Source organism: Microbulbifer sp., assembly GCF_036563125.1.
Classification (GTDB): Bacteria; Pseudomonadota; Gammaproteobacteria; order Pseudomonadales; family Cellvibrionaceae; genus Microbulbifer.
Genome location: NZ_DATCMV010000104.1, coordinates 1 through 10669, shown reverse-complemented (window position 1 = coordinate 10669; position 10669 = coordinate 1). Strand labels below are relative to the sequence as shown.

The following is a 10669-nucleotide window of genomic DNA, read 5'->3' as shown; positions in this document are numbered from 1 at the left end:
AAAAAAATGCCGGTAAAAACCGCGCGCGAACGGCGCCTGATCGGTGGCCCGACAAAGGCGCTGGATATTCCCGACAAGACCGCCGGCAAGGCAATCTACGGTCTGGATGCGCATGTGGAGGGCATGGTGTATGCCCGTCCGCTCATCCCTCCCACCCGCTACGGCGCCAGCATCAAAAGCATCGACGACAGTGCGGCGAAAAAGATTCCCGGCTATCAGAAAACCATCGTGCTGGAAGACCCATCCAATACCGTACCCGGTTGGGCCATGGTCATCGCCGACAGCTTCCACGCGGCCAATAAAGCGGCGCAACGCATTGTTGTGGACTGGCTACCGGGCAAGACCGCCGACATCGACGAACAGGCCATCTTCGATCACGGACGCGCGTTGATCGAACAAAGCGATGCCGGCGTGGTGGTGGTGAACGACGGCGACGTGGACAAGGCCTTCACCGATGCCGATTCCACCCTGGAGGCCGAATACATCACCCACAGCCTGCTGCACTTCCAGATGGAACCGCTCAACGCCCTGGCACTTGAAAAAGATGGCATCTGGGAAATCCATACCGGCAATCAGTGGCAGTCCCTGATTCTCCCGGTCCTCGCCACCGCCCTCGGTGTACCGGAAAAACAGGTGGTGATGAAAACCTATATGCTCGGCGGCGGTTTCGGCCGCCGCCTGAACGGCGACTACGCGGTGCCCGCGGCACTGGCCGCCAAGGCGCTGGGTCAACCGGTGAAAATGGTCATGACCCGCGAGGACGATGTCCGCTTCGATTCGCTGCGCTCAGCTTCGGTACAGCGCATGCGCATGGCGTTCGACCGCAACGGCAAGGTGACCGGCATGGAACATCATGCTACCGCGGGCTGGCCCACCAAGGTCATGGTGCCGGCCTTTCTGGTCGATGGAATTTCCGGGGGCAAGTTCGACCCCTTCGCCATTCAGGGCGCCTTGCACTGGTATTCCGTGGGCAGCCACCGCCTGCGCGCGATCTCCAACGACCTGGCCGAGCAAACCTTTCGCCCGGGCTGGTTACGCTCGGTGGGTTCCGGCTGGGTCAACTGGGCACTGGAGAGCTTTATGGACGAAGCGGCCCACAAAGCCGGCCAGGACCCCATCGACTTCCGCCTGGAGAGACTCACGGCGGAAGGCAAGAACGCCGGTTCCGCCCCCAATTCCGTTGGCGGCGCCAGCCGTCAGGCCCATGTGCTGCGCCGGGTACGGGAGATTTCTGGCTGGGGCAGCCAAATGCCCCCGGATACCGGCCTCGGAGTGGCCACCACCTACGGCCAGGAGCGTAATATGCCGACCTGGACCGCTTGCGTGGCGCGGGTGCGTGTGGACCGCAAAACCGGGCGTCCCACAGTCGAAAAACTCACACTGGTCACCGATGCCGGCACCGTAGTGCATCCGGACGGCGCCCGCGCCCAGGTGGAAGGCGCTGCACTCTGGGGTTTGAGCCTTGCGCTGCATGAGGGAACCCGATTCAACAAAGGACAGGTGGTGGATACCAATCTCAACACCTACACCCCGCTGCGCATGCGCGACGTACCGGAAATCGAAATGGAGTTTGTCGACAGCACCGAAAACCCTGTGGGTCTCGGAGAACCTGCGACCACGGTGGTGGGACCGGCGATCGGCAATGCGATTTTTGCCGCGGTGGGCGTGCGGGCGCGAAGTTTGCCAATTCGGGCGGAAGACATTTTGCGCGAAATAAAGTCTCAGTAGCACGGGCGAAAGTTAGACCATGGGAGAAACTCAGTGACAACACCGGCCAAAAATACCGTGTGTCTCTGGTACGACGGCTGCGCCGAAGACGCAGCGAGGTTTTACGCCGAGACCTTTCCCGATTCCTCGGTAACCGCGGTACATCTCGCGCCTGGCGATTACCCTTCCGGGAAAGCCGGCGATGTACTGACGGTAGAGTTTACCGTTATGGGAATTCCCTGCCTCGGGCTCAATGGCGGGCCGGCGTTTACCCACGATGAGGCCTTTTCCTTTCAGGTGGCCACCGCTGATCAGGAGGAAACCGATCGCTATTGGCACGCGATCGTTAGCAATGGTGGCCAGGAAAGCGCCTGCGGCTGGTGCAAGGACAAGTGGGGACTGAATTGGCAGATAACGCCCATCGCGTTGACAGCGGCAATTGCCAGTCCCGATCGCGCTGCCGCCAAGCGCGCGTTCGATGCGATGATGCAGATGGGCAAAATCGACATCGCCACCATCGAGACAGCACTTCGCGGCTGAGCCGCAAGCTGCGACGTATTTTTCAAGGAACGGAGATTAAAACGAACACTGGTGGTCGTATGTCAAACCTGGTTAGGTATTAAGCGCGTACCCTCGCCAATCCTGCCCCATTCCGTTAAATTGCCGCTCTTCCGGTCGCCACGCGGCATCCGAACCCTCAAGCAGTAAGGAATCCCGATGTACTCACCCTCTTCCACCACCGCGGCTGCCGCGACCGGTGCGCCCACGCATTCCCGACTCGCAGAATTCGCCCTGGCCTTGGGCGGCTTCGGTATTGGTACCGGCGAGTTTGTGATCATGGGGTTGATGAACCGAGTGGCGACCGACCTCGGAGTCAGCGCACCGGAGGTGGGTTACGCCATCAGCAGCTATGCGCTCGGTGTGGTGGTGGGAGCCCCGATCATTGCGCTGCTGGCGGCGCGCGCACCGCGGCGGGCACTGCTGATTACGCTGATGCTGGTATTTGCCGTGGGTAATATTGCCAGTGCCTTCGCGCCAGGCTTCTGGTCGTTCATCGGCCTGCGCTTTATGGCCGGCTTGCCCCACGGTGCCTATTTCGGTGTGGCCTCACTGGTGGCTGCGGCGGCGGTGCCACCCAACCAGAGGGCGCGCGCGGTGGCGCGGGTGATGTCGGGGCTCACGGTGGCGATTCTGATCGGCGCGCCGCTGGCCACCTGGGCCGGCAATCTGTTCGGCTGGCAGATAGCGTTTATGGGCGTGGGTGTCGTGGCCCTGCTTACCGCACTGATGGTGTGGCGGTTTGTACCGGTGCAGCCAGAAGATCCGGATGCGAGCCCGGCGCGCGAGCTGTCCGCGCTGGTCAAACACCGGGTACTGTTTACCCTGGGCATCGCCGCCATCGGCTTTGGCGGTATGTTCTCGGTGTTCAGCTATGTAATGCCGACGCTGACCCAGCAGGCGGGCATGGCGGAATCGCTCGGGCCGGTTGTACTGGTGCTGTTCGGTCTCGGTGCCATCGCCGGCAATCTGCTCGGCGCGCGGGTGGCGGACTGGAATGTGTTGCGCGCCTTCCCGCTGATTCTGGGCTGGTGTGCCCTGGTGCAGGCGGGATTCTATTTCGCGGCGGATTATGTGTGGCCGGGCATTATTTTTGTCGGTCTGGTCGGCACCGCCATGGCACTTGGCCCTGCGATCCAGACTCGCCTGATGGACGTGGCCGAGGGCGGACAGACGATGGCGGCTTCACTCAATCACGCGGCGTTCAATCTGGCCAATGCGCTGGGGGCCTGGCTCGCGGGGGTAGCGATCAACGCGGGATTTGGCTGGTCAATCACCGGCCCGGTAGGTGCGGTGCTGGCCGTTAGCGGCATGCTGGTGTTTTTTGCCGGGCGCTTGGTGGAGAAGCGCGGCACCTCCGTGGATGCCATGCCGAACCCCGCTTGACTGGAGATTGATTGCTGAGCCTCGCGGGTATCACTACGCTTTCCGCAATGGCTCAGTAAATCAGACACCTCAGGGCCCGGGTATGAAAGCGCCGGAGAAAAAAGACAGCGACAAAAAGTGGTCCCAGCGGGTCACCGAAACCAGCGACGCGCTGGATCTGGAAGGAGGCGTATTCACGCTTCACGACCCCAGAGAGATTGCACTGTCACTGAAAAGATCGGCGGAACAGAGCCATAAACGCAAGTCAGAACCTTTCCGGTCAGCGATGTCGATGCTCACCTTTTATATCAACCGCGCGGGGGAAAACCTGCCCGAGGAAAGAAAAAAGGTTCTGGAGGAAGCAAAGGATGAATTGCGGCTATTATTCGACCGCCCCAAAAAAACCAGCCCCCACCAGAAATAACCTTTTCGCATCTTCGCTAACTCAGACGCTCATTAGCGGTCTTTTTGTGCATGCGCCTTGATCATTTTGGTGATCTCCTTGGCAAGATCATTCGGTATCGGGAAATGTAAGTTGTACTGGGCAATCTTCCACGCCCCGTTTTCCTTCACCAGTACCCCGCTACCGCGGCACTCGCCGTAAGCCTCGTTATCCAGCAGTTCATCAAACCAGGCTACATCGCCGTGGACCACGATCGTGCGATCTCTCGGCACATAGGTCCAACCCTTACCCTGGCTGAAATAGGGTTTTACAAATTCCTTGAAGGTATCGACGGTCCAGCGCTCGCTGGCATCGGTACCGATAAACACGCCGTCTTTGCTGAACAAATCAAAGTACCCGTCGAAATCGGCATTGGCGGCGGCCTTGTGGAAGTCGTCCAGTTGCGCGGCAATGTCGGCTTCCTGTTTCCAGATCGGGTATTTGGCCTGCAGGAAGCCCTGTGGCCAGTAGCCATACCAGCTGTAACCCGTGCGCCGCTCGGGATCCACATCGGACAATTGATAGACCCGTTTGCCGTCGCGATTGGCGAGAAACGGCTTACTGGTTGTCAGGTCATAGAACCGCGCCCAGATGGGTTTTGCTTCTGGGTCATTCACTACCACCAGATCGTAATCGGCGGCGTGGTAATCAAAACGCTGGCGATCTGCTGCAACCCGGTCAACCCGCAAGCCTGCAAGCTTGACCGATTCCAGCCAGGCAGCACCAGCATCAACCGCCTCGACAATTTCCCGGGAGGGATTGTCGATCGACATCAGGTATTCCAGTACCGGTACCGTTTCCCAGGCGAGGATTCCTGGCAGTTCATAGGCGCGCCCCTGGGCGGGCTTCAGTGTCTGCTCATGGTATTGGCCCGCCCAGCCAGTGCGCTGGCCGTCGATGCGCACCTGTAGCTTCAGCAGTAGTGCATCACCTTTTGCTACCGCTTGTGCGGCCTGATTGCGCAGATTTTCGTCGATATAGTCGAATGGATATTTACCCGCTGCCACTTTGCGCAGGAAGGTGAGCACGCCGGGCATGACTTCGTCGGCGATGGTGATATGGCGGTAGTAGGCGCGGTCGGTACGGTCCGGCGAGTGGGCCCAGCCACCATTCGGGTACTGGCGATCCAGCGTGTAGCGCAATCCCTTCAGTGCAGCCTCACGGTAGAGGGCATTGCCGGTTTTTCGGTATGCCTCGGACAGATATTCAATCTGCGGGTAGATGTTGCGGTTATCGAAGCTCGCATCCGCCAGAGACTTGTCCTCGAGTGCCTGCGCGCGCTCCTCTGCGGACAAAACACGCAGCGGGTGCTTGTTGGTAGGCCAGCCACCGCTGTCGCGCTGGTAGAGCAGCAGATTGTCGGCGATGGATTCGATCTGGTTGAGCGCGTAGTGCGCGACATCCTTTTCACCTGTGCGGTCATTCCAGTGCTTGATGGCATCGTAGAAGCCGTCGATGGCAATGGGTTGATTTGCCGTTTCCGCCGCGGCGGTAGTGATGAAGCCGGCCAACAGTGTTCCGACCACCGGCAGGAAAAACTTGCAGCGTTTTCTCGTCATTTTTTTTACTCTACTTCTGATTATCTGTGAGTCGCGGCAGCCGGACGTTTACCAGCAGGGAAAAGCCATCAAACCACATACGAAGGCCCCAGGGTACGCCAGGGAGGGCAAAAAGGTATTTTCGCCGTCATAAAAATTAGCCAAATCGCACACCAGGAGTCCATTGATCTGTCGGGCCAATTATTTCCACCAAAGTCTAATCGATGAATTTCTGTCACTGGGTTAGAGTCGGGAACAACCGGCAGAATAATGGAAAAACTCCCCATGCACCGCGATCCCCGCCAGCCGGAAATCCAGGCTGTGGCCGATTTTCTTCAAGCTTGTGTACCGTTCGATCTACTGCCCCACGATACCCTACAGGCAGCGGCCCGGCAGATCGAAGTGGTCTATTTGCGCCGGGGCAGCCGGATCACTGCCGAGGATGATTATGCCCTGCGTATTCTGCGCAGCGGCGCGGTAGAAATCCGCAGTAGCCAGGGCCAGTTGCTGGACAAGCTGGAGGAAGGAGACAGCTTCAATATTCACGGCCTCGACATCGGCGATGAAGGCGTCAGCGCATTAGTGATCGAAGACGGCCTGCTCTACCAGTTGCCACGGGTGCACTATGAGGCACTGCGAACCCAGTTCCGGGACTTTGACCGCCATTTCCATTCCCAGCGCAGCCGTCGCCTGCGCCGCGCCGCCCGCTACCAGCCCGACACCAACATGATGATGCTGCCGATCGCCTCACTGATCAGCCGTAATCCGCTGGCGCTAGCCCCCACCGCCACCCTGAAGCACACCGCCCGGGCCATGTCGGAACTGCGGGTGTCGTCGGTGCTAATCATGGAGGGGGAACGACTCCTGGGCATCGTCACCGATCGCGACCTGCGCACCCGGGCCCTGGCGCAGGGTTTGGCGAGCGGCACGCCAATTGGCGACATCATGACCCCGGAACCGCTACAGATCGACCATGGAGCCACTCTCTTCGACGCGATTCTGCAGATGACCCAAAGCGGTGTGCACCACTTGCCGGTGCTGCACAACCAGCAAGTGGTTGGCATCATCACCTCGTCGGACCTGATGCTCGCCCGGCGTGACGACCCGGTATATCTGGTGCAGCATATTTCCCGCCAGCAGGATACCGCGGGGATGAAGGCCATCCTCGACGCCCTGCCCGTGTTGCTGTCGGAAGTGGTGAAAGGCGGCATGCGCGCCCATCAGGTGAGCCATGTGCTCACCGCCATCAGTGACGCCGTCACCCATCGACTGATTCAACTCGCCATCGGGGAGATTGGCCCGGCACCGGTGCCCTTCTGCTGGCTCGGCTTCGGCTCCCAGGCCCGCGACGAACAGTTGCTGGGTGCCGACCAGGACAATGGCCTGCTGATCGACGACCGCGCCAGCGACGAGGATATGGCCTGGTTTGCGCAACTCGCTGAGCGGGTATGTGATGGTCTCAATGCCTGCGGCTACGTGTATTGTCCCGGCAAGGTGATGGCGACCACCCACGAATGGCGGCAGCGCCTGCGGGACTGGCGCAATGCCGTAGATAGCTGGACTCGTACACCGACACCACACGCGGTCATGCGCGTGAGTATTTTTTTCGATCTGCGTGCCGTGTACGGCGATGTATCGCTATGTGAAAAATTGCAGCGACACATGCTGCAACGCACGCAAACCGACACGATTTTTCTGGCGGCGCTGGCGGCCAACGTACTGGAGCAGACGCCACCTCTGGGTATCTTCCGCCGCTTTCTGGTGGAGCGGAATGGCGAGCACCGGGATGAATTCAATCTGAAAAAACGCGGGGTCATGCCGATTGTGGAGCTGGTGCGCATCAAAGCCCTGGCCAATGGCATCCGCGCGGTGAACACCCGAGAACGTATCGAACAGTTACTGGCGGAAAAAATCGTCACCAAAACCGATGGTCGCAATCTGCTGGATGCCTTTGATTACATCCAGCAATTGCGCATCCAGAATCACAGCCAGCAAATTGCCCGCGGCGAAAAGCCGACCAACTACTACAACCCGAAAGATCTGCCGGATCTTGCGCGCAAACATCTGCGCGATGCCTTCACTGTGGTGCACGACTCCCAGGAAGCGCTGCAGCAGACCTATCGACGCGGATTGTGAGCGATGCTGTGGCTGCTTCTCAAACGCTGGTTTTGGCGGCGCAAGACCCGTGAACCCCAGCTGATGGCATTGCTGCGGCAATCTCTGGTCTTCACCCGCCTACCGTTTGCGCGCCAGCGTTTTCTGGTGATCGATCTGGAAACAACCGCACTCAACCCGCTGCAGGGAGAAATCGTCAGTATCGGCTGGGTGGTAATTGAAAACGGCCGGATTCTCCTCAATCAGGCGCGCTTGTTTCACCTCACGCCAGAACATGGCGTGGGTCAGAGTGCCACGTTCCATCAGCTCACCGACAGCGCGCTGGAAGCGGGCGAAGAATTTGCCGCGCTGGCGCCGCATCTGCTGGCGGCGGCCGCCAACAGTACACTTGTATTCCACAACGCCACGCTGGATATGGGGTTTCTCAACCACTATTTGCGCCGGCAATATGGTGCGCCGCTGTTGGCACCGGTGCAGGACACACTGCAACTGGAATACCGGCGCCAACTTAGACGCAAGCACGCCTTGCAACCCGGCGAGCTGCGCCTGGGTGCCTGTCGCCAGCGATATGGCCTGCCGGAACTGGCGGCCCATGATGCGCTCACCGACGCACTGGCGACCGCGGAACTGTTTCTGGCGATCCACAGCGCGTGATTTTCCGGAAAATTGGAACACTCGGTTTCAGGGACATATATTCTTAGTTCGACCTTCAACCCACATACAAACGGCAGGGCTTGGAAATGGCAAAGAGTCAGGGAACGACAGGTGGCAAGTGCCCCGTTATGCACGGTGCCACTAACACCAGTATGTCCAACACCGACTGGTGGCCCGAGGCACTAAACCTCGACATATTGAGTCAGCATGACCGCAAGACCAATCCACTGGGCGCCGAGTTCAACTATCGAGAAGAACTCAAAAAGCTCGACGTCGATGCACTCAAGAGAGATATGCGCGCTCTGATGACCGACAGCCAGGACTGGTGGCCCGCGGACTGGGGCCACTATGGCGGCCTGATGATCCGATTGTCCTGGCATGCCGCAGGCAGCTACCGAATCGCCGACGGCCGCGGCGGCGGTGGCACCGGTAACCAGCGCTTCGCACCGCTCAATTCCTGGCCCGATAACGTCAGCCTCGACAAGGCACGCCGCCTGCTGTGGCCGATCAAGAAAAAGTACGGCAACAAGATCAGCTGGGCAGACCTGATTATCCTCGCCGGCACCATGGCGTATGAGTCCATGGGTCTGAAAACTTTCGGCTTCGGCTTTGGCCGCGAGGATATCTGGGGCCCGGAGAAAGACACCTACTGGGGCTCGGAAAAGGAATGGCTGGCACCCACCGACAACCCCAACAGCCGCTACTCCGGTGAGCGCGACCTGGAAAACCCGCTGGCCGCGGTGATGATGGGGCTTATCTATGTGAACCCGGAAGGCGTGGACGGCAAGCCCGACCCGCTCAAGACCGCCACAGACGTGCGCGTGACCTTTGCGCGCATGGCGATGAATGACGAGGAAACTGTCGCACTGACTGCCGGCGGCCACACCATCGGCAAATGCCACGGCAATGGCGATGCGGCGCTGCTGGGCCCCGACCCCGAAGCTGCCGATGTAGAGGAACAAGGGCTGGGCTGGCACAATCCAACGCGCACCGGATGCGGCCCGGATGCCATCACCAGCGGCATCGAGGGCGCGTGGACCACAAACCCCACGCAGTGGGACAACGGCTATTTCGAAATGCTGTTCAACCACCAGTGGGAATCGCGTAAGAGTCCCGCCGGCGCCTTCCAGTGGGAACCAGTGAGCATCAAGGAAGAGGACAAGCCTCACGACGTCGAGAATCCGTCCGTCCGCCACAACCCGATCATGACCGACGCCGATATGGCGATGATCACGGATCCGATTTATCGGGAAATTTCAGAGCGCTACCACAGGGATCACGCCGCGCTCTCCGAAGCATTCGCACGCGCCTGGTTCAAGCTGACCCACCGCGATATGGGACCGAAGGCCCGCTACTTTGGCCCCGATGTTCCGGATGAAGACCTGATCTGGCAGGACCCGGTGCCTGTGGGCCCCACTGACTACGACGTAGATGCGGTAAAGACGAAAATAAAAAACAGCGGTCTCAGCAACAGCGAAATGATTGCCACCGCCTGGGACAGCGCGCGCACGTACCGCGGCTCGGATATGCGCGGCGGCGCCAACGGTGCGCGTATTCGCCTCGCGCCGCAGAAGGACTGGCCGGGCAATGAGCCGGAGCGGCTCGCCAAGGTGCTCAAGGTGCTGGAAGGCATTGCCGCCGAGAGTGGCGCGAGCGTGGCGGATGTCATCGTGCTCGCCGGCAGCGTCGGTGTCGAGGCCGCCGCCAAGGCCGCGGGCTTTGATATCTCCGTACCCTTTACCCCGGGGCGCGGCGACGCCACCCAGGAAATGACGGATATCGATTCGTTTGAGTTCCTAGAACCCGTCCACGACGGCTATCGCAACTGGCTCAAGAAGGACTACGCAGCAAAATCCGAAGAGCTGATGCTCGACCGCACCCAGCTCATGGGGCTGACCGCCCCGGAAATGACGGTGCTTGTGGGCGGTATGCGGGTGCTGGGTACCAACCATGGCGGCAGCAAACATGGCGTGTTTACCGATCGTGAAGGTGCGCTGACCAATGACTTTTTTGTAAACCTGACCGATATGGCCAATGTCTGGAAGCCCACGGGCAACGGCATCTATGAAGTTCGCGACCGCAAGACCGATGCGCTCAAGTGGACGGCGACAAGACTGGACCTGGTGTTCGGTTCCAACTCCATCTTGCGGGCCTATGCCGAGGTCTATGCCCAGGATGACAGCAACGAGAAGTTCGCCAAGGACTTTGTCGCCGCCTGGACCAAGGTAATGAACGCAGATCGCTTTGATCTGACTTCCGCTTAAAAAAAACCGCGTGGCACCCGCTAGCG

The 10669-nt window shown here is 59.9% G+C and carries 8 protein-coding genes; 7 read left to right on the top strand and 1 reads right to left on the bottom strand.

Annotated features, from left to right (window positions below; all coding sequences use genetic code 11):
• The 4 genes from VIL80_RS08385 to VIL80_RS08370 form a co-directional block, all read left to right on the top strand.
• Nucleotides 1-1728: xanthine dehydrogenase family protein molybdopterin-binding subunit (locus VIL80_RS08385; protein WP_332035662.1), on the top strand; the 1728-nt coding region annotated here is incomplete at its 5' end.
• Between the two features lie 33 nt (nt 1729-1761).
• Entirely contained in the window at nt 1762-2247 is a 486-nt protein-coding gene (locus tag VIL80_RS08380; protein WP_332035661.1) for a VOC family protein, read from the top strand.
• A gap of 177 nt (nt 2248-2424) precedes the next feature.
• Nucleotides 2425-3651 (top strand): MFS transporter, encoded by a 1227-nt coding sequence (locus VIL80_RS08375; RefSeq protein ID WP_332035660.1) that lies wholly within the window; start codon nt 2425-2427, stop codon nt 3649-3651.
• Between the two features lie 82 nt (nt 3652-3733).
• Nucleotides 3734-4054 (top strand): DUF3175 domain-containing protein, encoded by a 321-nt coding sequence (locus tag VIL80_RS08370; protein WP_332035659.1) that lies wholly within the window; start codon nt 3734-3736, stop codon nt 4052-4054.
• A 32-nt stretch (nt 4055-4086) separates the two neighbouring features.
• On the opposite strand, the gene pelA is transcribed toward VIL80_RS08370, so the two are convergent.
• On the bottom strand, nt 4087-5631 hold the full coding sequence (pelA, locus tag VIL80_RS08365; RefSeq protein ID WP_332035658.1) for a pectate lyase: 1545 nt from the start codon (nt 5629-5631) through the stop codon (nt 4087-4089).
• A gap of 264 nt (nt 5632-5895) precedes the next feature.
• Here pelA and VIL80_RS08360 point away from each other — a divergent pair, with 264 nt between their 5' ends.
• The 3 genes from VIL80_RS08360 (at nt 5896) to katG (ending at nt 10643) form a co-directional block, all read left to right on the top strand.
• Nucleotides 5896-7746 (top strand): putative nucleotidyltransferase substrate binding domain-containing protein, encoded by a 1851-nt coding sequence (locus tag VIL80_RS08360; RefSeq protein ID WP_332035657.1) that lies wholly within the window; start codon nt 5896-5898, stop codon nt 7744-7746.
• 3 nt (nt 7747-7749) lie between these two features.
• The gene (locus tag VIL80_RS08355; RefSeq protein WP_332035656.1) at nt 7750-8379 is read left to right on the top strand and encodes a 3'-5' exonuclease; all 630 of its coding nucleotides are present in this window, start codon (nt 7750-7752) and stop codon (nt 8377-8379) included.
• A gap of 128 nt (nt 8380-8507) precedes the next feature.
• On the top strand, nt 8508-10643 hold the full coding sequence (gene katG / locus VIL80_RS08350) for a catalase/peroxidase HPI (protein ID WP_414684532.1): 2136 nt from the start codon (nt 8508-8510) through the stop codon (nt 10641-10643).
• Nucleotides 10644-10669: the final 26 nt, after the last annotated feature.